This is a genomic window from Bosea sp. BIWAKO-01, from assembly GCF_001748145.1.
Classification (GTDB): domain Bacteria; phylum Pseudomonadota; class Alphaproteobacteria; order Rhizobiales; family Beijerinckiaceae; genus Allobosea.
This window is the reverse complement of the sequence record NZ_BCQA01000002.1, coordinates 223,172-244,982: the sequence shown is the minus strand read 5'-3', so window position 1 is coordinate 244,982 and position 21,811 is coordinate 223,172. Positions and strand designations below refer to the sequence as shown.

Annotated in this window: 12 protein-coding genes and 3 pseudogenes; 10 read left to right on the top strand and 5 right to left on the bottom strand. The window is 63.3% G+C overall.

Annotated elements, in window-relative coordinates; translation table 11 throughout:
• The first annotated feature begins 496 nt into the window (after positions 1-496).
• A complete protein-coding gene (locus BIWAKO_RS32895) occupies positions 497-1,534 on the top strand; it encodes an AraC family transcriptional regulator (protein WP_176733501.1) in 1,038 nt (345 codons plus the stop codon).
• Between the two features lie 194 nt (positions 1,535-1,728).
• The gene (locus tag BIWAKO_RS35740; RefSeq protein ID WP_074471707.1) at positions 1,729-2,103 is read left to right on the top strand and encodes a hypothetical protein; all 375 of its coding nucleotides are present in this window, start codon (positions 1,729-1,731) and stop codon (positions 2,101-2,103) included.
• Between the two features lie 731 nt (positions 2,104-2,834).
• Here the strand turns inward: BIWAKO_RS35740 and BIWAKO_RS32880 are convergent.
• The 3 genes from BIWAKO_RS32880 to BIWAKO_RS37240 form a co-directional block, all read right to left on the bottom strand.
• A complete protein-coding gene (locus BIWAKO_RS32880) occupies positions 2,835-4,160 on the bottom strand; it encodes an HlyD family type I secretion periplasmic adaptor subunit (protein WP_244523721.1) in 1,326 nt (441 codons plus the stop codon).
• On the bottom strand, positions 4,150-5,904 hold the full coding sequence (locus BIWAKO_RS32875) for a type I secretion system permease/ATPase (protein ID WP_069883177.1): 1,755 nt from the start codon (positions 5,902-5,904) through the stop codon (positions 4,150-4,152). The genes BIWAKO_RS32880 and BIWAKO_RS32875 overlap by 11 nt, the downstream gene beginning before the upstream one ends.
• 95 nt (positions 5,905-5,999) lie before the next feature.
• Positions 6,000-6,125, bottom strand: coding sequence for a hypothetical protein (locus BIWAKO_RS37240; protein WP_274533625.1), 126 nt, complete (start codon positions 6,123-6,125; stop codon positions 6,000-6,002).
• A 748-nt stretch (positions 6,126-6,873) separates the two neighbouring features.
• On the opposite strand from BIWAKO_RS37240, the gene BIWAKO_RS32865 reads away from it, so the two are divergent.
• Positions 6,874-14,211, top strand: coding sequence for a VCBS domain-containing protein (locus BIWAKO_RS32865; RefSeq protein ID WP_069883175.1), 7,338 nt, complete (start codon positions 6,874-6,876; stop codon positions 14,209-14,211).
• 304 nt (positions 14,212-14,515) lie between these two features.
• Positions 14,516-14,862, top strand: a pseudogene (locus BIWAKO_RS36990) (IS5/IS1182 family transposase); the annotation flags it as partial.
• A gap of 632 nt (positions 14,863-15,494) precedes the next feature.
• On the opposite strand, the pseudogene BIWAKO_RS35075 reads toward BIWAKO_RS36990, so the two are convergent.
• Positions 15,495-15,719 (bottom strand): annotated as a pseudogene (locus BIWAKO_RS35075) (PAS domain-containing protein); the annotation flags it as partial.
• Between the two features lie 177 nt (positions 15,720-15,896).
• On the opposite strand from BIWAKO_RS35075, the gene BIWAKO_RS36265 reads away from it, so the two are divergent.
• Positions 15,897-16,211: a hypothetical protein gene (locus BIWAKO_RS36265; RefSeq protein ID WP_176733499.1), complete on the top strand. Its 315-nt coding sequence runs from the start codon at positions 15,897-15,899 to the stop codon at positions 16,209-16,211.
• 177 nt (positions 16,212-16,388) lie between these two features.
• Here BIWAKO_RS36265 and BIWAKO_RS32840 read toward each other — a convergent pair whose 3' ends face one another.
• Positions 16,389-16,826: an Lrp/AsnC family transcriptional regulator gene (locus BIWAKO_RS32840; RefSeq protein ID WP_069883385.1), complete on the bottom strand. Its 438-nt coding sequence runs from the start codon at positions 16,824-16,826 to the stop codon at positions 16,389-16,391.
• Positions 16,827-16,955: 129 nt separating this feature from the next.
• On the opposite strand from BIWAKO_RS32840, the gene rocF reads away from it, so the two are divergent.
• From rocF to nuoK, 5 genes and pseudogenes are all read left to right on the top strand, one after another.
• Positions 16,956-17,876: an arginase gene (gene rocF / locus BIWAKO_RS32835; RefSeq protein WP_069883171.1), complete on the top strand. Its 921-nt coding sequence runs from the start codon at positions 16,956-16,958 to the stop codon at positions 17,874-17,876.
• A gap of 5 nt (positions 17,877-17,881) precedes the next feature.
• A complete protein-coding gene (locus tag BIWAKO_RS32830) occupies positions 17,882-18,934 on the top strand; it encodes an ornithine cyclodeaminase (protein WP_069883384.1) in 1,053 nt (350 codons plus the stop codon).
• Between the two features lie 435 nt (positions 18,935-19,369).
• Positions 19,370-20,534 (top strand): annotated as a pseudogene (locus tag BIWAKO_RS32820) (IS3 family transposase).
• A gap of 470 nt (positions 20,535-21,004) precedes the next feature.
• Positions 21,005-21,505: an NADH-quinone oxidoreductase subunit J family protein gene (locus tag BIWAKO_RS32810; RefSeq protein WP_069883383.1), complete on the top strand. Its 501-nt coding sequence runs from the start codon at positions 21,005-21,007 to the stop codon at positions 21,503-21,505.
• A complete protein-coding gene (gene nuoK, locus BIWAKO_RS32805; protein ID WP_069883169.1) occupies positions 21,505-21,807 on the top strand; it encodes an NADH-quinone oxidoreductase subunit NuoK in 303 nt (100 codons plus the stop codon). The genes BIWAKO_RS32810 and nuoK overlap by 1 nt, the downstream gene beginning before the upstream one ends.
• The last annotated feature ends 4 nt before the right edge of the window (positions 21,808-21,811 follow it).

Below are 21,811 nucleotides of genomic sequence, written 5' to 3'. Positions count from 1 at the left end.
ACGCACAGCAGGATGGCGCTGGCGGCGAGCACGTCGGCAACGATGTCGCCCATCAGCGGAATCCTTTTAGGATGTAGGCTACGCAGAGACCGAGCAGCAGCGGCGCCCGGCGATCAGGATCGCGATGGGGACGAATTGTTCGGGCGCCATCGGATCAGCCCTCCTGTGCCGTCGTAGAGCAGGAACAGGACGGCCACGGCGGCCCAGAGGGCGGAGGCGACGCGCCAGAGCCGCTAGAACCCGCGTCGCCAGTTGATGTCAGGCATGGCTCGGGCTCCGCAGCGGGTTGACGACGGGAGCGGCGGTGTCGGAATGTTATGTTCGCGAATACAAAGCCCGCGCCGCTTAGCGTCTTACGTTCATGGCGCATCGCCCCCGGCTTCCCGTTTCGGACCTCCCCGAAATACGTTGCCGTTAGGTCCCCCGCTTGTTATTCTCTGCCATCGTTTAGTTTGCTCCTGCCTGCGTGTTGGGCCGGCACAGACACGAGCAGGGAGTGGCCGCCTTGCCACCTGACCTGAACTCTCTGCCGACAACCCGAGCGGGCATCGCGAGACTTGCAATCGCGCGTCTTGTTGACGTTGGCGTGCCGATTGCGCCTCTGCTGAAGGATATCGGCCTGACCGAGGAAATGCTCGCCGCTCGCAATCCGAGAGTACCTGTTCAGGGTCAGATCGCCCTGCTGGACCGGGCTGCCACTGCGCTGAGAGATGACTTTCTGGGCTTCACCCTGGCGCAGGACTTCGAGCCGCGCGCCCTCGGGCTGCTGTTCTACGTCATGGCGTCGTCGCAAACGCTTGGCGACGCACTGCAACGAATTGCGCGATACAGTTCGATCACCAACGAAGCCTTGGTATTCAGCGTTGGCACGGGGCGCGAACTCAGCATCGGTCTAACCTACGCGGGCCTTCCGCGGCATTCCGACAGGCATCAGCTCGAGTTCTGCATTTTTGGAACTATCCGCCTCTGCCGCATCCTGACAGGGACGAGTCTGGTGCCCCAGTCCGTCTCGATCGCGCATCATCGGTCAGGAGATACATCGGCGATGTCACGGTTTGCCGGGACGACGGTCGAGTTCGGCGCCGATATCGACGCAATCGTTTTGCCAGCAGACGCGCACGCGCGCGCCCTCGTTAACGCTGACCCTTACCTCAACGATCTCATGCTGGACTATTGCGAAGCGGCGCTGGCGCCCCGCGCAACCAATGCGAGCCCGCTGCGGGTGAGCGTCGAGAATGCGATCGCTCCGCTGCTGCCTCACGGCAAGGTGCGTGCGGACGTCATCGCGCGTCAGCTTGGAATGAGCGAAAGGACGTTTATGCGACGGCTCGCCGATGAGGGGTTGAGCTTCTCGGAGATCCTTCAGCAGATGCGGCGCGACCTGGCTGAGCGCTATCTCAGCCATAGTAGCCTCCATGTCTCGAAGATTGCCTGGCTATTGGGGTTTCAGGACGTGAGCGCGTTCTCGCACGCATTCAAGCATTGGACCGGGCTGGCGCCGAGCCAGATGCGTACCGCGGGCGTTCAGACTTGATTGATGTCGGTTCGCCCGGCCGGACGTTCGTTTTCAAATATTGCTGTCACTCGAGACCCAAATGGGACTGAAGGGCGCTCACGACGAGGTCGCATCGCCGAGTACCGCCTGCGCGAGGATGCCGAGACCAACTGCAATTGAGCTTCGGAAGATTACGCTAGGCGCGGCCCAACAAAATCGATCAGGATGCCGCCATGAGAATACAGGCCGCAATCGCTGTGGTGGGATTGATTTGCGTCGGGTGCACGACGCAACCGGCGAGCTATGCCGGTTCCCTCAACCATTCGGACCGGAAATGGCAAAGCGCAGCCTGCAAAGAGGCGCGACAGAAAGCTGAGAATTACGCTTCAGCGGAGACGGAGCATCTGAAGTCATCGGTCATGATTGGGGTACTGAGCCCATCCAGCGCCCTGGCAGCTGTCAATGTGACCAACCAGCAGAACGTCCGCCGCAAGCAGTTCAATCGCGATCTGCACCTCAGATGCTCAAGCGCTCCGCTGCCTGGTGATCTGACAAATATCCCGGAGATCCAAGCTCCCCCGATGCTCGATGCCGGCAGAGGCAACTGATCAAGTCATGTGTTAGGCTCAGGCCTCGCGCGCCCAAAACTCAGAAACCAGCCCTGCCGAAGCAGCTCACAAGAGCATTCGACCCAATCCGCCTCTGTCATGATCGGGCTGAGCCCGTCCGGCTCGGCAAAATCGATTAGCGCCCCATCCTTGCTCGCATCCCATTCCTTGTCTGTGAGCGGCCGCTCGCTGACGCTGTAGCGGATACCCTGGCCCTGTCGGTCGCATGCGAGCCGAAGAAGGCGACGCTGCAATTCACGGCTCAAGGGTCATTTTTCCTGATGAAACCGCGAAACGAAACACGGCGGCGCCGGCCATAGATGCGGCGTTGCCGTCGGCCCTCCTCGATCGCGCACGCGGCAATGGCGACACCAGCTAACGCGACAAGTCCGCCAATGGCGAAAAGTGTGGCTGTTAGCGTCATGGTTGCCTCGCGAGCATCAACAAAAGACCGCTCAGCAAGAGCGCTCTTGGCAATGGTTCTAGCTTAGGGAGCGCGCCTGGCACCGTAGAGGAGAGGTAAAAAGCCAACCGAACAGAGCAAAGCGACAGAAAGGATTTCATTAACGCTCCCTCCAAACTACCTTTCGATTTTTATGAGCTGATAGAAGCTTGCCTTGTAGCGATAGCTTTGGGTTGCACGGCGGGACCCCGAGCCATACGCCTCGTGATGCAGGCCCACCTCGAACCAGGTTAGACTGGCCAGCGCCCCCGCCGGGCGACAGCGCACCCTATTCGCGAAAGACGCGCTGTATCTGGTCCGTCAGTGGCTTCATCAGATAGGCGAGGACGGTCCGCTCGCCCTTGGTGATGAATGCCTCAACGGGCATACCAGGCACCAGTGTGCGCGGCTTGCCGACTGCACCGACCGGAGGCTCGACCGACAGCTTGACCCGGTAGAAGCGGCGTCGTGTCGCCTGATCCTCGATCAGATCGGGCGAAACGATGACAACTTCTCCGATCGTCTCCTTGAGGTTCCGGTCCGAGAAAGCGGAAAAATGCACCGTCGCCTTCTGACCCAAATGGATATGTTCGATGTCCTGCGGTTCGACCTGCGCATCGACGATGAGCGTGTCGTTCTCCGGAATGATGAGGAGCAGGGTCTCGCCGTTGGCGACGACGCCGCCGACGGTGAAGACGTTGAGCTGGTGCACCAGGCCGGAAACCGGCGCCCGGACTTCGATGCGCTGGAGGCGGTCTTCCGCCGCCGTCTTGCGCTCGACATTCTCGTTGATCTTGTTGCGCGTGTCGGCCAGCTCCTTCACGACCTCGGAGCGGAAGTCGTCGTCGAGGCGCAGGATCTGGATTCTCTTCTCGGCGATCGAGCCGCGCGCTGCGGCGATGTCGGCGGTAAGCTTGCCGCGCTCGCCCTCGATGCGGGTGCGGTCCCGCTCCAGCGCCGAGACGCGTGCGATAGGCACCAAATTCTTGGCGTAGAGCTCGCGCACGCCCTTGAGTTCGTCGGTGATGAAGACCAGTTCGCGGTCGCGGGCCTCGCGCTGCGCCATCACGCCTTCGATGCCGGATTCAAGCTGGGCGATCTGTTCAGCAAGCTGCGTCTTGGCGGTGACGCGTGCGGCGCGGCGACTGTCGAAGATCGTCCGCTGCCCCTTGATCGAAGCCTCGGCGTCCTGGTTGGCCTGGCCGCGCTTGAGAAGCGCCTCGGGCAGGCGAATTGCGTCTGCGCCGTCCCGCTCGGCAGTCAGGCGCGCTTCGAGGGCCGTCAGTTCGTCGAGGCTCTTGGTGACGATGGAGAGGTTGGCGCGCAGGACCGTGTCGTCGAGGCGAACCAGCAGGTCGCCGGCCCTGACGCGGTCGCCGTCGTGCACCTTGAGTTCGGCGACCACGCCGCCTTCGGGATGCTGCACCTTCTTGGCGCTGCTTTCGACCGCGACCACACCGGACGCGATGACCGCGCCGGAAATCTGCGCGAGCGCCGACCAGGCGGCGAGCCCGCCCAAGAGGCCGACCACGACGAAGACGCCTGCGAGCGCATGTCTGCGGATTGAGCGATCGTTCGCGTTGAAGCGCGGGGACATGTTGTTGTTAGGCTGCATCGCTCACCACCTTGATTGCCTGTCGCCGCTGCGGTTCGCCGTTCTCGGGCGCGGGTTGGGCGCGCTGCATCGGCGCGATCTGCGCGAGCACCTGTTCCTTGGGGCCAAACGCCGCCTGCTTCCCGTCGATGATCGCAACCAGCTTGTTGACGGCGCCGATCGCGCTGTGGCGATGGGCGATCAGCACGACGATGCCGCCGCGGGCCCGCACACCGGCCAGAGCCCGGTTAAGCGCTGCGTCACCTTCGCCATCGAGATTGGAATAGGGCTCGTCGAGGACGACGACGAAGGGATCATTGTAGAGCGCACGCGCAAGCCCAAGGCGCTGCTGCTGGCCGGAGGAGAGTTTCAGGCCGCCGTCGCCGATGCGCGTGTCGTAACCCCGCGGCAGCTTGAGAATTAGCTCGTGCACGTTGGCGAGCTGGGCGGCGCGAACGACCGCCTCGTCGGTGCGCTCGGGATCAAAGCGCGCAATGTTTTCGGCGATGGTGCCGTCGAAGAGGTCGACGTCCTGCGGCAGATAGCCTATCGCCGCGCCCCGGTCGTCGGCACGAAACTGCGCGAGCGGCGCCCCGTCGAGCGTGACTTCACCGCGCATCAGCGGCCATACGCCAGTGATGGCGCGCGCCAGCGTCGTCTTGCCAGAGCCCGAGGGTCCAATGACGCCGAGCCCGTCTCCCGGCTCGACCAGGATCTGCACGCCGGACACGGTCGGCAGCGAGGCGCCGGGAGGAGCAATGAACCCACCCTCGATCTTGAGCTGCTTGCGCGGCGCAGGAAGGCGCGTTTCAGGCGACCGCAGATTGAGCAGGCCGAGCGCCCGCCGCAGGCGCGTCGCGGCCTGGCGCGCGCCGATGAACAACCGCCATTGCGCCACGGTCGCATCGATCGGCCCGAGCGCGCGCGATGAAAGAATCGAGGTCGCGATGATGGCGCCCGACGAAATTTCTTGCCTGATCGCCAGGTAGGCGGCCAGCGCCAGCACCAGCGATTGCAGCAGAAGACGCAGCCCGCGCACGACCGCGCTGACGAAGGAATTGCGGTCGACGCCGGCCTGCGTCGCCTCAAGGAACGTCTGGTTCGCGTCCTGGAAGCGCTGCTCGATCCGGTTTGCGAGGTTCATGGTAGCCAGTACTTCGGCGTTGCGCCTGCCGCCATCGGCGATCGCCTGTCGTATTGCGCCGGCTTTGACCAGGTCGGAATTGATGCTGCGGGCCCGCAATTCGCCCCAGATCGCGAGCCCCGAGACGATAGCGGCGCCCAGGAAGGTCAGCCAGCCGAGCCAGGGATGAAACAGGAAGCAGATGATGAGGTAGAGCGGAACCCAGGGCAGGTCGAACAGCGCGGCCGGGCCAGGAGAGCTGGCGAACTGCCGGACCTGGTCGAGATCGCGGACCGGATCGATCCGCTCCTGGCCGACATTCGCGAGCAGAGGTAGGGTGACGGCGGCCCGGAAGGCCTCGCCCTGCAGATCTTCGTCCAGCCGCCGGCCGATGCGGGCGATCATGCGCGACCGGATCGCCTCGAGGACGGCCTGCACTGCGTATAGAAAGACGACAACGCCAAGAAGGGCGACCAGCGTCGGGACCTGCCGGCTCGGCAGCACCCGGTCGTAGACCTGCAGCATGAACAGGGAACCGGTGAGCGTCAGGATGTTGATCGCCCCCGAGATCATGCCCATGGTCAGGAACGCAGCCCGGGAGCGGCCCAGGGCGCGCACATAGGGAGATCCTGGAGTGGTCATGCCTTAAATACCCAATGAGGAGAGAACCGATGCGGTGTTTGCTAGTCTGAAGGCCGTACTCGCGTCTTGTTCGTCTCCGACAGCGTCTTGTGCCTTTACGACAACGAGAGCGGTACGGCGCCGGCCTCAGGCTTGGCGGTATCGAACAGGTTCATCCGCTGACGCCAGCGCGGCCGCCTGTGCCTACCGGAGGTTGCCGCCGCCAGCGTCGTCGTTCGCATGGCCTCTCCCCGTATCGGGTCGTGAGAGGATCGGGATGTGCCCGAGATCATTCGTAACCGGGCTCATCTTCGAGACGGAGGCGAGCTCCCTGTGATGTTCATGGCCGCGGGGGCTGTGTCTCAGGCAGGAAGATGTCGCATTTCGCGGGTGTCGGTGTTGGCCGTCAGGTTTCGTCGCTGTGCATCGTCGACGAGGCGGGGGCAGTCTGCCTGGAGCGCACTGTCGCTTTTGAGATCGAGGAGATCGCAGTCAGCATCCGCAGATTTGCCGACCAGGTTGAGGGCGTCGCGCTTGAGACCGGCAGGTCAAGACGACCCTGTCGAGCCCGCTCAACAAGGCCGATCGTGGCGACACGCGCGGCGTAGCGCAGGATCCTGCGGGCCGGCGGGTATCGCGAGGTTCGTGTGAAGAGCCTCGAAAGCCAGCGCCTGAAGACGCCGCTGGGTGCGCTCAAGGCTTTGCCGCGGGGGGCGTCTCGATCTGGAAAACGAAGTGCGCGGGTTGCTCAAGGTCGATGGCGTCAAGCTGCTGGCGCGGCTTTACCGTGGCAAGAGTTATCAAGGCATTGGCGGACGTAAACAAGACGCATCGTCGTCCGCCGCCCTATGCACTCAGCTGTGCCGCACCGGCTGGTCAGCTTCCCTCGAAGCCGCAGAGTTGTTGAGGCCAGACTGAAACCGGATCGTGCCTGACGCTCGCCGTGTCGCTGCCTCTAGTTGCAAAAATCAACACAGATCGGATCACCTTATGGCCACAACGACCCTCACCTCTGGCGCGGACAAGTTGGTTGTTGCGGCGGGCGCGGATCCGTTCGACGGCACCAATGACGCACCGACGCTGGGCTTTTATCAGGGCTTCGAAGCCAATGCCGCAGGCATTCTGGATGGCGGCAATGGCTGGCATGGAAACATCGCTATCCATGACAGCGGCGATGACGGAATCTCCACCGCCGACGGAGGCCAATACGCGGTTTTCACCCAGAGCGACGACCAGAGCGACGACACGGGTCCATACACCCGCTTTGACGGCTATCGCAGCGACTTCGTGGAAGGCCTGACCAGCGAGGTGAAGGTTTATCTCAAGACTGGCTGGGCGAACGGCGAAGGCTTCGACTATTCGGTCGCGGCGACGCGGGCGGACGGCTCGCATCTGCGTGACTTCATTTTCCATGTCACCAAGGATGGTTCGACGGGGCAGCTCCTGGTCGGCGCATCGAACAACACCAACTTCGATCCGCGCCAGGATCTGGGGTCGGGTACGCCCTACACAGTTTCGGCGAGCGGCTGGTTCACGCTGCAACACGTCTTCCACAATATCGCCGGCCAGCTCTCGGTCGACCTGAACCTGATCGACGCCGCCGGCGCTGTCGTCTTCACGCAGACGCTCTCGAATGCGACCGATTTGATTTCGGACGTGGGTGGCAACCGCTACGGCTGGTTCACCAATATCGACGTGGCGGGCGGCATCGCGGTCGACGCCATCTCGCTCGGCGACCTTGCCGGAAACCTCACCGAAACGGCAGGCGTCACCGGGAGCGCTGCCCCGCACACCGTCACCGGCGAGATCCCGTTCCTGGATGCCGATCTTTCCGACAGCCACACGGTGTCGGTGACGCCGGCTGGAAGCGCCTATGTCGGTCAGCTGATCGCCACTGTCGCCAACGACACGACCGGCGACGGCGAAGGCATCGTCCGCTGGACCTTCTCGGTCGCCGACTTACTGGCGGAAGGCGAGACGCGGACCCAGACCTATACCATCACGGTCGACGACGGCCATGGCGGAACGGCGACGCAGGACGTCACCATCACCCTCACCGGCACCAACGACGCACCGACGCTGGGCTTTTATCAGGGCTTCGAAGCCAATGCCGCAGGCATTCTGGATGGCGGCAATGGCTGGCATGGAAACATCGCCATCCATGACAGCGGCGATGACGGAATCTCCACCGCCGACGGAGGCCAATACGCGGTTTTCACCCAGAGCGACGACCAGAGCGACGACACGGGTCCATACACCCGCTTTGACGGCTATCGCAGCGACTTCGTGGAAGGCCTGACCAGCGAGGTGAAGGTTTATCTCAAGACTGGCTGGGCGAACGGCGAAGGCTTCGACTATTCGGTCGCGGCGACGCGGGCGGACGGCTCGCATCTGCGTGACTTCATTTTCCATGTCACCAAGGATGGTTCGACGGGGCAGCTCCTGGTCGGCGCATCGAACAACACCAACTTCGATCCGCGCCAGGATCTGGGGTCGGGTACGCCCTACACAGTTTCGGCGAGCGGCTGGTTCACGCTGCAACACGTCTTCCACAATATCGCCGGCCAGCTCTCGGTCGACCTGAACCTGATCGACGCCGCCGGCGCTGTCGTCTTCACGCAGACGCTCTCGAATGCGACCGATTTGATTTCGGACGTGGGTGGCAACCGCTACGGCTGGTTCACCAATATCGACGTGGCGGGCGGCATCGCGGTCGACGCCATCTCGCTCGGCGACCTTGCCGGAAACCTCACCGAAACGGCAGGCGTCACCGGGAGCGCTGCCCCGCACACCGTCACCGGCGAGATCCCGTTCCTGGATGCCGATCTTTCCGACAGCCACACGGTGTCGGTGACGCCGGCTGGAAGCGCCTATGTCGGTCAGCTGATCGCCACTGTCGCCAACGACACGACCGGCGACGGCGAAGGCATCGTCCGCTGGACCTTCTCGGTCGCCGACTTACTGGCGGAAGGCGAGACGCGGACCCAGACCTATACCATCACGGTCGACGACGGCCATGGCGGAACGGCGACGCAGGACGTCACCATCACCCTCACCGGCACCAACGACGCACCGACGCTGGGCTTTTATCAGGGCTTCGAAGCCAATGCCGCAGGCATTCTGGATGGCGGCAATGGCTGGCATGGAAACATCGCCATCCATGACAGCGGCGATGACGGAATCTCCACCGCCGACGGAGGCCAATACGCGGTTTTCACCCAGAGCGACGACCAGAGCGACGACACGGGTCCATACACCCGCTTTGACGGCTATCGCAGCGACTTCGTGGAAGGCCTGACCAGCGAGGTGAAGGTTTATCTCAAGACTGGCTGGGCGAACGGCGAAGGCTTCGACTATTCGGTCGCGGCGACGCGGGCGGACGGCTCGCATCTGCGTGACTTCATTTTCCATGTCACCAAGGATGGTTCGACGGGGCAGCTCCTGGTCGGCGCATCGAACAACACCAACTTCGATCCGCGCCAGGATCTGGGGTCGGGTACGCCCTACACAGTTTCGGCGAGCGGCTGGTTCACGCTGCAACACGTCTTCCACAATATCGCCGGCCAGCTCTCGGTCGACCTGAACCTGATCGACGCCGCCGGCGCTGTCGTCTTCACGCAGACGCTCTCGAATGCGACCGATTTGATTTCGGACGTGGGTGGCAACCGCTACGGCTGGTTCACCAATATCGACGTGGCGGGCGGCATCGCGGTCGACGCCATCTCGCTCGGCGACCTTGCCGGAAACCTCACCGAAACGGCAGGCGTCACCGGGAGCGCTGCCCCGCACACCGTCACCGGCGAGATCCCGTTCCTGGATGCCGATCTTTCCGACAGCCACACGGTGTCGGTGACGCCGGCTGGAAGCGCCTATGTCGGTCAGCTGATCGCCACTGTCGCCAACGACACGACCGGCGACGGCGAAGGCATCGTCCGCTGGACCTTCTCGGTCGCCGACTTACTGGCGGAAGGCGAGACGCGGACCCAGACCTATACCATCACGGTCGACGACGGCCATGGCGGAACGGCGACGCAGGACGTCACCATCACCCTCACCGGCACCAACGACGCACCGACGCTGGGCTTTTATCAGGGCTTCGAAGCCAATGCCGCAGGCATTCTGGATGGCGGCAATGGCTGGCATGGAAACATCGCCATCCATGACAGCGGCGATGACGGAATCTCCACCGCCGACGGAGGCCAATACGCGGTTTTCACCCAGAGCGACGACCAGAGCGACGACACGGGTCCATACACCCGCTTTGACGGCTATCGCAGCGACTTCGTGGAAGGCCTGACCAGCGAGGTGAAGGTTTATCTCAAGACTGGCTGGGCGAACGGCGAAGGCTTCGACTATTCGGTCGCGGCGACGCGGGCGGACGGCTCGCATCTGCGTGACTTCATTTTCCATGTCACCAAGGATGGTTCGACGGGGCAGCTCCTGGTCGGCGCATCGAACAACACCAACTTCGATCCGCGCCAGGATCTGGGGTCGGGTACGCCCTACACAGTTTCGGCGAGCGGCTGGTTCACGCTGCAACACGTCTTCCACAATATCGCCGGCCAGCTCTCGGTCGACCTGAACCTGATCGACGCCGCCGGCGCTGTCGTCTTCACGCAGACGCTCTCGAATGCGACCGATTTGATTTCGGACGTGGGTGGCAACCGCTACGGCTGGTTCACCAATATCGACGTGGCGGGCGGCATCGCGGTCGACGCCATCTCGCTCGGCGACCTTGCCGGAAACCTCACCGAAACGGCAGGCGTCACCGGGAGCGCTGCCCCGCACACCGTCACCGGCGAGATCCCGTTCCTGGATGCCGATCTTTCCGACAGCCACACGGTGTCGGTGACGCCGGCTGGAAGCGCCTATGTCGGTCAGCTGATCGCCACTGTCGCCAACGACACGACCGGCGACGGCGAAGGCATCGTCCGCTGGACCTTCTCGGTCGCCGACTTACTGGCGGAAGGCGAGACGCGGACCCAGACCTATACCATCACGGTCGACGACGGCCATGGCGGAACGGCGACGCAGGACGTCACCATCACCCTCACCGGCACCAACGACGCACCGACGCTGGGCTTTTATCAGGGCTTCGAAGCCAATGCCGCAGGCATTCTGGATGGCGGCAATGGCTGGCATGGAAACATCGCTATCCATGACAGCGGCGATGACGGAATCTCCACCGCCGACGGAGGCCAATACGCGGTTTTCACCCAGAGCGACGACCAGAGCGACGACACGGGTCCATACACCCGCTTTGACGGCTATCGCAGCGACTTCGTGGAAGGCCTGACCAGCGAGGTGAAGGTTTATCTCAAGACTGGCTGGGCGAACGGCGAAGGCTTCGACTATTCGGTCGCGGCGACGCGGGCGGACGGCTCGCATCTGCGTGACTTCATTTTCCATGTCACCAAGGATGGTTCGACGGGGCAGCTCCTGGTCGGCGCATCGAACAACACCAACTTCGATCCGCGCCAGGATCTGGGGTCGGGTACGCCCTACACAGTTTCGGCGAGCGGCTGGTTCACGCTGCAACACGTCTTCCACAATATCGCCGGCCAGCTCTCGGTCGACCTGAACCTGATCGACGCCGCCGGCGCTGTCGTCTTCACGCAGACGCTCTCGAATGCGACCGATTTGATTTCGGACGTGGGTGGCAACCGCTACGGCTGGTTCACCAATATCGACGTGGCGGGCGGCATCGCGGTCGACGCCATCTCGCTCGGCGACCTTGCCGGAAACCTCACCGAAACGGCAGGCGTCACCGGGAGCGCTGCCCCGCACACCGTCACCGGCGAGATCCCGTTCCTGGATGCCGATCTTTCCGACAGCCACACGGTGTCGGTGACGCCGGCTGGAAGCGCCTATGTCGGTCAGCTGATCGCCACTGTCGCCAACGCCACGGCCGGGGCCGGGGACGGGGAAGGCATCGTCCGCTGGACCTTCTCGGTCGCCGACGCCGCCATCGACTTTCTGGCGGCAGGCCAGACGCGGACCCAGACCTATACCATCACGGTCAACGACGGCCATGGCGGAACGGCGACGCAGGACGTCACCATCACCCTCACCGGCACCAACGACGCACCGACGCTGGTCAACGCGATCGCCGATCAGCCTACTTCGGAAGATCAGGTCTGGAGCTTCCAGATCCCGGAAAACGCCTTCTCGGACGTAGATGGTGATACGCTGACCTACAGCGCCCGCCTGGCCGATGGCTCCGCCCTGCCGGACTGGGTCAACTTCGATGCAGCGACCCGGACCTTCTCGGGCACGCCGCCGCTTAACTTCAGCGGTCCGCTCGATTTCAAGGTGACCGCCAGCGACGGCTCGGTCTCGGCCTCCGACACCTTCACCCTGAGCATCGCGCCGGTGAACGACGCGCCGGTGATCACGTCGAATGCTGGCGGGGATACCGCGACGGTTAGGGTCGCCGAGAACAGCAGGGCGGTGACGACCGTCATTGCAGCTGACGCTGAGGCCGGCCAAACGCTGAGCTACTCGATCATTGGTGGCGCGGACGCGAGCAAATTCACGATCGGCTCATCGACAGGAGCGCTATCGTTCGTCACCGCGCCGAACTTTGAGCTGCCGACCGACGCGGGCGGCAATAATGTCTACGACGTTATTGTTCAGGCTTCAGACGGCCACGGCGGCATCGACGCTCAGGCTATCGCGGTTTCAGTAACCGATGTCGTCGAGAACTTTGCAGCGTTCACCTTTGAACTCGCTAGCTTCGCGCCGGGCGCCGGCGGGTGGAACAGCGACGACCTCTACAAGCGCGAGCTGGCCGATGTGAACGGAGACGGCAAGGCCGACATCGTCGGCTTCGGTCTAGCGGGGGTCTATGTATCACTCGCCACCGGCTCTGGGCACTTTGCAGCGCCCACTTTTGAACTCGCTAGCTTCGCGCCGGGCGCCGGCGGGTGGAACAGCGACGACCTCTACAAGCGCGAGCTGGCCGATGTGAACGGAGACGGCAAGGCCGACATCGTCGGCTTCGGTCTAGCGGGGGTCTATGTATCACTCGCCACCGGCTCTGGGCACTTTGCAGCGCCCACCTTTGCACTCGCTAGCTTCGCGCCGGGCGCCGGCGGGTGGAACAGCGACGACCACTACAAGCGCGAGCTGGCCGATGTGAACGGAGACGGCAAGGCCGACATCGTCGGCTTCGGTCTAGCGGGGGTCTATGTATCGCTCGCCACCGGCTCTGGGCACTTTGCAGCGCCCACTTTTGAACTCGCTAACTTCGCGCCGGGCGCCGGCGGGTGGATTAGCGACGACCTCTACAAGCGCGAGCTGGCCGATGTGAACGGAGACGGCAAGGCCGACATCGTCGGCTTCGGTCTAGCGGGGGTCTATGTATCACTCGCCACCGGCTCTGGGCACTTTGCAGCGCCCACCTTTGAACTCGCTAGCTTCGCGCCGGGCGCCGGCGGGTGGAACAGCGACGACCTCTACAAGCGCGAGCTGGCCGATGTGAACGGAGACGGCAAGGCCGACATCGTCGGCTTCGGTCTAGCGGGGGTCTATGTATCACTCGCCACCGGCTCTGGGCACTTTGCAGCGCCCACCTTTGCACTCGCTAGCTTCGCGCCGGGCGCCGGCGGGTGGAACAGCGATGACCTCTACAAGCGTGAGCTGGCCGATGTGAACGGAGACGGCAAGGCCGACATCGTCGGCTTCGGTTTAGCGGGGGTCTATGAATCACTTGCCTCCGGCTTTGGGGACTTTGCGACGTCCGCCGCTGCCGGGGTTGATGCAGGACCGAGGGATGGCGGTATCGCTACGATCTTGGATGCTGGCGAAGACGCACTTCCTGGCGAACGCGGAAGCGATTTCATCTGGGGCTTGACCGCAGCCGACACGCTCACCGGCAGCGCGGACAAAGTCACGCCGGGCGGAGAAGCGGCGGACGATATGTTGGTGTTCGTCGCCAATGACGCCGTCGACCACGCGATCCGGGTTGCCGGCGAAGACGCCCCTCCGGCCGAAGGCGGAAGCGACTTCATCTGGGGCGTGACCGCAGGCGATACGCTCACCAGCAGCGCGGACAAAGCCACGCCGGGCGGCGAAGCGGCGGACGATATGTTGGTGTTCGTCGCCAATGACGCTGTCGACCGCATCGGCGGCTTCGAGGGTGGCGCAGTCGTCGGCAACGCAATCAGCATCCTCGGGCAGACGAGCTTCGACCCGTTTGCGGAACTCCCGGCTGCGGCAGGCGTGATCGGCGGAGCACCGCAGCTCGATATCACCGGGTCGACGGACATAGTCGAAGACCTTGCGACCTTCAGCCAACTCAGCGCCGACGATTTTCGCTTCGCCTGAACCCGGCGCGCTTTGCCCGTGACGTTGCCGGCCGCTACAACTCCGTGCTTCTGACGAAGCGGGGGGCTGAAAGTGCCGGACACCGTCTCGGGCGGAGCACCGTCGCGGTCTCTCGCGGATGCGGAACTCCGGCTGATTAGTCGCCCGTGAATAATCGGCAACCTATTGATATTGCGATTGGATTGAGGGCTCAGAAGTCGTCGATTTTTGCCGATTAGGCGGCTTAGCCCGTAGTTTCCTTAATTTGATCTGAGCGTCAGACCCTGATTCCGTCTCCGTCACGGACGGCGATGGAGTGGCTTGGATGCGGCCGGTGGAACCGGTGGAGAGCGGTCAGCGTGATCTGTTCCGGGCACGGCTCGACAAGATCATTGCCATCGACCATGCCTTGGTCCGGCTGGCGCGGACGATTGACTGGAGCTTCCTGGAGCGGTCCTTCGGCGCACAACCCGTCCGACGAGGCGCTGTGCGAGCGCTGGGTCCAAAACCCGTATTTCCAGTTCTATTGCGGCGAGGAGTTCTTCCAGCACGAACTGACCTTCGAGCGTTCTTCGCTCACCCGCTGGCGCCAGCGCATAGGCAAGGAGCAGTCGGCCGGTCGCCGTCAAGACCGGCGCGGCCAAACCGGCCGGGAAACGTAGTGTCAGTGTCATTTTATCGCATCCGGGCCGTCCGGTTCAGCGCGCGAAGAGCGCGAGTTGTGATCTGAGCGCCGTCCCGTAGCTGCCGACGCGACGTCCAATCCGTGATCCTTTGCTGCATCGATCGCCCGGCGCATCGCCGCCGGGATCAGGATCCCCGGTCGCCAAGGCCCTGCCTCCGGGTTGCGTGACGAGGACGAAGTTCGATGCACCACGCGCGGCGTTGAGGACTGCGGTCCAGAGCATTGCCTCGTGCGCCGCATCAAGATCTGGACAGGCCACGAATTAATCGTGGGCGGCTGACGCAGCGGCCACTCGGCTCCAGCTACTCCCGGGAAGAACCTGAGAAGAACCTGCACGACTACGTTGGCATTCAGTCGTCTGCTAAGTTCTTGATTTCGTGGTGGGTGATGTAGGGCTCGAACCTACGACCCGCTGATTAAGAGTCAGTCGCACAAAACTCCGAAGCTCTTGTCGATCTAAAAGCCGGTTAAACGTCAGCGCTCGCGTGTCGTCGCTCTGAAACCGCGGCTGCTGCTTACCCCTCGCTTACCTCGATCGGCAGCTTCTCTAGAGGGGTGGCGCTAACTGCTTGAAAAGATTGGCGCGCCATTTCCGTACAAAACTGCGAACACCGGGCTCTTGGCGACCTTGCATCTGACCGTCGATGTCGTGGCATAGGCCGTACCATTGGACGATACGGCCAGCTTCATCCCGCATTGGCTCCGCGCGACCTGACATCCAGCGATCCACGCCATCGGCGCGGCGCAAGCGGTACCGCAAGTCAAAGCTGTCGCCAGTGATCAGACAATTGCTAAGGGTTATTCTCAGTAGTGCCGCGTCGTCAGGATGCACGGCGCAGCGCAGCGCTTCGCCGCCGTCGACAACCAACCCCGACATTCGCCAAGCTCAGACACCCTCGAGCCAGACCATTGCGAAGCAGCTGGGGGCGGACCTCAGAGGCGCAACCGGGGCAAGATTTTCGACCAGGCTTGAGGTTGCGCGGACGCGCTCTCGTCACTTGCGGGATATGCATTCGCAGGGATGTTGGTCGTCTACTTTCTACGCTCGTCAAAACAACAACGCGGGATCGTCAGGCGACTGCGCCAGCATCGCGCGAACGCGGCTATGGTGCGAAATCCAATCCCGCGCTTCCGCGCTGATCCAGTTCGCGACCTGGAGAAGGGAAGTATAGTCGGCGGCGAGATGCCGATCGAAGATCGGCTCGTGATGGGCGATGCGATTGCGAAACGTCCGCAGATAGTCGAGGGGCGCATGCGCGCTCTTTCGGCTCAACTTGAGGCCCTTATGGGCGCGATGACGCGAGCAAATCGTCCAACCAGTCCTGATGCCGGATAGGTCAACCCGATGCTTTCACCAGCGTGCACCTCGCTCGTCGCTTCCGGTGCCTTCGGCATGATGGCGGGTCGGCGGCGCGCTGCACGAGCGGCCTTGAGGATTGCGGTGACCTCTTCGTCTTGAAAAGGGCCGCCTGTCTCAGCCGGAGATCGATGACGGAGGCTGGGGGACCCCAGTTCAGAGCCGGGCCTTCACGCTGCGCGGAGTCGCCAGCAGAAGGCTGGTCTCGCTGCCGGTGATGCCCGGGACCAGGCGGATGCGCCGCAGCACCTTGTCGAACTCAATCAGATCCGAGGTGCCGAGCTCGACGACCAGGTCCCATTTTCCGTTGGTGGTATGCACGCTCAAAATCTCCGGGAAGCCGCTCAGCTCGCCAATCACCGTATCCGCCGCGTGGCCGACGATCTCGATCAGCATGATCCCCCTGACCGGATGGTCGATCGCGTCGGAGCGCAGGATGACCGTGAAACCGATGATCTCGCCGGTCTGCCTGAGCCGTTCAAGCCTGGATCGGATGGTGGCGCGCGTCGTGCCAAGCTCGGTCGCGAGATCGGACAGGCTCAAGCGCCCGTCATGGCGGAGCAAGGTGATGAGCCGGCGATCGAGCGCGTCCACGAGTTGACCAATCTGAGCAAAGTGATTGACCGAAACGGTAAGATGCTGCCGCATTTAATGCAATCTGGCTGCTTCCGACTGCCGGCGAAATGCGCTCGAATGCGTTGCCCGGACATTTGGACCTCTCTCATGCATTGCAAGATCATCGGCGCGCCTGTCGAGGAGGGGACGGACCTTGCCGGTTGTGCCCTCGGTCCGCGTGCGTTGCGGGCCGCAGGCCTGGGGCCGGCCCTGCAGGCGCTTGGCCACCTTGTCGAGGATATGGGCGACATCGCCGCTGGACCTGCCCCGACGATCCTCCACCCGAATGAAGCGATCAGGCACCTGCCGGCGATCGCAGCCTGGACTGCCGCCATCGGCGAGGCGGCGTTCAGCATCAGCGGCTCCGGCTTCCCGATCTTCCTCGGCGGCGACCACAGCATTTCGGCCGGCACATTGGCCGGCATTTCGCGTCGCGCTGTGGAGTTGGGCCGCCCGCTCTTCGTGCTCTGGCTCGACGCCCATCCGGATTTTCACACGCTGGACAGCACTGAGAGCGGCAATCTCCACGGCGTCCCGCTCGCCTATGCGAGCGGGCTGCCGGGCTTCTCTGGCTATTTCCCGCCGCTTGAGGCCCCGCTCGATCCGACTCGAGTCTGCACACTCGGCATCAGGAGCGTCGACCCCGCGGAGCAGGCCGCGCTCGTCCAGGCGGGGGTGATTACCTGCGACATGAGCGCGGTCGACCGCCACGGCATCGCTGCGCTGGTGGAGCGCTTCCTCGAGCGCGTGCGTCGCGAGAACGGCCTGCTGCATGTCAGCCTGGACGTCGATTTCCTCGATCCGGCGATCGCTCCGGCCGTCGGTACCACCGTGCCCGGCGGCGCAACCTTCCGCGAGGCGCATCTGGCGATGGAACTGCTCCACGAGAGCAATCTGGTGTCGAGCCTCGACATCGTCGAACTCAACCCGATGCTCGACGATCAGGGGCGCACCGCGTCGCTGATGGTCGATCTGGTCGCAAGCCTTCTCGGCCGCCGGATTCTCGGCCGCGCCACTCAAGCCGCGTGAAGATCATGTCAGCCAAGCTCAACGTCGTTCCCTTCGTCAGCGTCGACAGCATGATGACATTGGTCCATCGCACCGGGGTCGAGCGCTTTCTCGCCGATCTCGCGCGCTACATCGAAGACGACTTCCGGCGCTGGGAGAATTTCGACAAGACGCCGCGGATCGCCTCGCACAGCCTCGAAGGCGTCATCGAGCTGATGCCAACGAGCGATGGCAACCATTACGGCTTCAAATACGTCAACGGCCATCCGAAGAACACGCGCGACGGGCTCCAGACCGTCACGGCCTTCGGGCTGCTTGCCGATGTCAGCACCGGCTACCCGATCCTGCTGACGGAGATGACGATCCTGACCGCGCTGCGGACGGCAGCGATGTCAGCGGTAGCGGCGAAATACCTCGCGCCGCGCGGCGCTTCCCGCATGGCCCTTATTGGCAACGGCGCGCAGTCGGAGTTCCAGGCCCTGGCGTTCAAGGCTCTGCTCGGCGTGGACGAGGTCCGCCTCTACGACGTCGATCCGGCGGCGACACGAAAATGCGCCGCGAACCTTGCCAAGCACGGTTTCAGCATCACCGCGTGCAGGACGGCGACCGAGGCGGTCGAGGGTGCGCAGATCATCACGACGGTGACCGCCGACAAGCAATACGCGACCGTCCTGTCCGACAACATGGTCGGGAGCGGCGTTCACATCAACGCCGTCGGCGGCGATTGCCCCGGCAAGACCGAGATCCAGCGCGAGGTGCTGCTCCGCTCCGACGTCTTCGTCGAGTATCCGCCGCAGACCCGGATTGAAGGCGACATCCAGCAATTGCCTGCGGATCATCCGGTCGAGGAGCTCTGGAAGGTCATCGCCGGCCTGGTGCCTGGACGGCGCGACGAGCGCCAGATCACCTTGTTCGACTCGGTCGGCTTCGCCATCGAGGATTTCTCGGCGCTGCGCTATGTGCACGAGCGCATCCTCGAGACGGGGATCTATGACGAACTCGACCTCATTGCAGATCCCGACGACCCGCGCGACCTCTTCGGGATGCTGATGCGCTCTCCCGCCGCCGCCGCCGCGTAACTGTCCGCAAATGCCGGGAACGATCGCGCTCGCCAGCCTGCCACGACCGGGCCGCGGCTTGGGTGGAGATCGTGCGCGGGAGGCACCTGCCGACGCGGCTCGCCCGCACGTATCGTGGCAGGCGCTCCGGATTTTGCGCGAGACGCATGACATGATCGCGCCCGCACTGCTTGCCGGCGCATTGCGCCCGGCGTTTGGTGCGGCCGGGCGCACGGCTGCAGACGATCGGACTCGCCGCAAGCCGCTGGCCTAAATCCCAAGGAACAGGACGATCATGACGGATCATCAGAACGTGCCGGAAATCTGGCGTTTAGCGGACGCCAAAAGTGGCGCCTATTTTGATCTCAGCGATCGGGTTTGGGAGACGTCTGGCCTGCCCCCTGAAAAGTGGCCCTCCCTGAAGTAGGCTTTTTGAGCCTTTGGAGGATGCCCGCGATGCCGCAGAAGAAGCACAAGCCTGAGGAGATCGTCGCGAAGCTGCGGCAGGTCGACGTGCTGTTATCGCAGGGGCGCCCGGTCGCGGAGGCGATCCGGGCCATCAGCGTGACGGCGTTCACGTATTATCGCTGGCGCAAGGAGTTTGGCGGGCTGAAGTCCGACCAGGTGAAGCGCCTGAAGGATCTGGAGAAGGAGAACGAGCGGTTGCGCAAAGCCGTCTCGGATCTGACGTTGGAGAAGCTGATCCTCAAAGAGGCCGCCTCGGGAAACTACTAAGCTCCGCCCGTCGTCGCCGCTGCATCGACCACGCCATGATGAAGTTCGGTCGGAGCGGTTGGCGTGCCGGGTTCTGGGGCAACATCGATCTACGCATCGCAAGGTTCCGAAGGGCCGCACTGACGATGCGGCGCTGACCGCCGACATTGTCGAGCTCGCCACCCAGTATGGCCGTTACGGCTACCGCCGGATCGCGGCCATGCTGGAGACAGCCGGTTGGGCGGTGAACGTCAAACGTGTCGAGCGGATCTGGCGGCGGGAGGGACTGAAGGTGCCGGCCAGTCAACCTAAGAAAGGCCGTCTCTGGCTGAATGACGGATCATGCATCCGGCTTCGGCCGGAATATCCCGACCATGTCTGGTCCTACGACTTCGTCGAGGATCGCACCCACAACGGTCGGAAGTTCCGCATGCTGAACGTCATTGATGAGTTCACCCGGGAATGCATTGCGATCCGAATCGACCGGAAGCTCAAATCCACCGACGTCATCGACGTGCTATCCGATCTCTTCATCCTACGCGGAGTGCCCGGGCATGTTCGTTCGGACAACGGTCCCGAGTTCGTCGCCAGGGCGGTGCGGGAGTGGATCGCGGCGGTCGGCGCGAAAACAGCGTTTATCGAGCCTGGCAGTCCTTGGGAGAACGGCTACTGCGAGAGCTTTAACTCCAAGCTTCGTGACGAGCTTCTGAACGGCGAGCTGTTCTACAGCCTCGCCGAGGCCCGGATCGTCATCGAGGGCTGGCGTCAGCACTACAATACCCGGCGCCCACACTCCTCGCTCGGCTATCGGCCGCCAGCGCCGACCGCCGTGGTCTGGCCGGCCGCGCAAACCCAACCCGCTTCGCCGGCCATCTCAACCGTGGCCGCCAAGCCCACCATGCATTAGATTAGAACTGGGCCACCAAATGGGGGCAAGCCAGACGTGCCTGCGGTGTACGCCAGAATCCAATACATCCTACATCGGCTGAAACGGTCGAGAGCGCCTCTGCCTTGATCGAAGTGGTGTGGCCTGCTGTCGGTTTCGTGAACGGTGAGTTAAGCTAACCTCGCCTTCTTCTCGAACTCCGCCAGGCTGAGATAGCCGATGATCGAGTGCCGGTGGGCGGTGTAGTTGAGCCGCTCGATCTCGTTGATGACCGGTCCTTCCCGGTGCGCAACGAGACGCTGGCGAATGCCTGTCTTGGAGGGGACAGGCGTTCTCCGAGGTGATGCGTCTTCAGTCCAGGTCAGCCGCAAGCACGACCGTCTTGAGAAAATCCAGAGATTAGGGCAGAATTTATCAGCTGAAATGCTCGGTTTATCTCCAGTCTGGCTCTGTCGCGCCGCGTGACAGTGTACGTCGGAGGAGCGGCGGCGATGGACCAGGGGTTTTTCCTTCTGTTCGCTGCGGCGTCCGTGATCGCGGCCCTCGCCATGGTCCTGGCGCGAAACCCGGTGCACAGCGCCTTGGCGCTGATGGTGTGTTTCCTCCAGGTCTCGGCCATCTTCGTCTTGCTGGATGCGCCGTTGCTCGCGGTCATCCAGATCTTCGTCTATGTCGGCGCGATCATGGTCCTGTTCCTGTTCGTGATCATGATGATCGACGTGCGGGAGGCGGTGCTGCAGAGGTTTGTGCCCGGCAGCAACCTGCCGGCGCTGGCGCTGCTCGCCCTCCTCGGGAGCGAGATGCTCGCGTTGGTATTCTTGAGCGAACGCTTCTCGGCGACCGGGCCCGTCGTCCTGCGCGCCGACGATGCGGTCAGGGCGCTCAGCATCACGCTTTTCGCCGACTATCTGCTGCCATTCGAAACTGCCTCCGTCATCCTGCTGGCGGCACTGGTCGGCGCGATCGTGCTGGCGCGGAAGGAGGCGGGGTGATGGTACCGCTGTGGTGGCATATCGCTCTTGGCGTCGTCCTGTTCGTGATCGGGGCGGCGGGTGTGCTGCTCAGGCGCAATATCCTGGTCGTATTGATGTCGCTGGAGCTGCTGCTCAACTCGGTCAACATCAACTTCATCGCGTTCGGGCGCTACTTCGGTGATTCCCGCGGCCAGATTTTCGCGATCTTCGTGATCGCGATCACTGCCGCGGAAGTCGCCATCGCCCTCGGCATTTTGGTGGCCCTCGTGAGGAACAAGTCCACCCTCAAGGTCGACGACCTAACCATGATGAAAGGATAGCGAC

Coding starts and splice junctions, on each gene's coding strand:
- BIWAKO_RS35740 (WP_074471707.1), top strand. CDS start 1,729: ATGAGAATACAGGCCGCAATCGCTGTGGTGGGATTGATTTGCGTCGGG.
- BIWAKO_RS32880 (WP_244523721.1), bottom strand. CDS start 4,160: ATGCAGCCTAACAACAACATGTCCCCGCGCTTCAACGCGAACGATCGC.
- BIWAKO_RS32875 (WP_069883177.1), bottom strand. CDS start 5,904: ATGACCACTCCAGGATCTCCCTATGTGCGCGCCCTGGGCCGCTCCCGG.
- BIWAKO_RS37240 (WP_274533625.1), bottom strand. CDS start 6,125: ATGCGAACGACGACGCTGGCGGCGGCAACCTCCGGTAGGCACAGGCGG.
- BIWAKO_RS32865 (WP_069883175.1), top strand. CDS start 6,874: ATGGCCACAACGACCCTCACCTCTGGCGCGGACAAGTTGGTTGTTGCG.
- BIWAKO_RS36265 (WP_176733499.1), top strand. CDS start 15,897: ATGTTGGTCGTCTACTTTCTACGCTCGTCAAAACAACAACGCGGGATC.
- rocF (WP_069883171.1), top strand. CDS start 16,956: ATGCATTGCAAGATCATCGGCGCGCCTGTCGAGGAGGGGACGGACCTT.
- BIWAKO_RS32830 (WP_069883384.1), top strand. CDS start 17,882: ATGTCAGCCAAGCTCAACGTCGTTCCCTTCGTCAGCGTCGACAGCATG.
- BIWAKO_RS32810 (WP_069883383.1), top strand. CDS start 21,005: ATGGACCAGGGGTTTTTCCTTCTGTTCGCTGCGGCGTCCGTGATCGCG.
- nuoK (WP_069883169.1), top strand. CDS start 21,505: ATGGTACCGCTGTGGTGGCATATCGCTCTTGGCGTCGTCCTGTTCGTG.